1 pseudogene is annotated in these 491 nt (G+C 59.1%); it reads left to right on the top strand.

Annotated features, from left to right (window positions below):
* Positions 1-356: 356 nt before the first annotated feature.
* Positions 357-491: pseudogene (locus tag I6F21_RS37635) on the top strand (IS3 family transposase); the annotation flags it as partial.

Below are 491 nucleotides of genomic sequence, written 5' to 3'. Positions count from 1 at the left end.
CAATGGACCATGCCTCGCATGCTATCTAGCCACACCTGCTGAACGGCCCAAAGCCGAGGCGATTCAGTTTGATGCTACTCATGCGCACGTTGTTGATTGGCACCGAATCCTGACCCAACCGAGGTCGCCGCGGGTACCGTGGAACAAAGGGAAATTGACCGGTCAGAAGCCGCCGCTCAAGCTCAGCGAGATCTGGGCGATCCGCGTGCGCCTGCAACTCTCCTCCAACTTGCGTGATCTGGCGACGTTCAACCTCGCCATTGACAGCAAACTCCGAGCGTGTGATCTCGCGAAGCTACGTGTGTGGGATGTCTGCCATGGCGAGCGTATCGCCATTCGGCCCAATGGCCCAGTAGGTATGGTTCAACGATGGCTCTTGTGTGCGGCTGCGCCCGGAATATCCACATCACGTCTGGAGCTACGACTTCGTGCACCACACTACCGAAGACGGCCGCAGCCTGCGGCTGATGACGCTCGTCGACGAGTTCTCG

Source organism: Bradyrhizobium sp. NBAIM03 (assembly GCF_020194055.1).
Classification (GTDB): Bacteria; Pseudomonadota; Alphaproteobacteria; order Rhizobiales; family Xanthobacteraceae; genus Bradyrhizobium; species Bradyrhizobium yuanmingense.
This window is presented reverse-complemented; position numbering and strand designations above follow the sequence as displayed.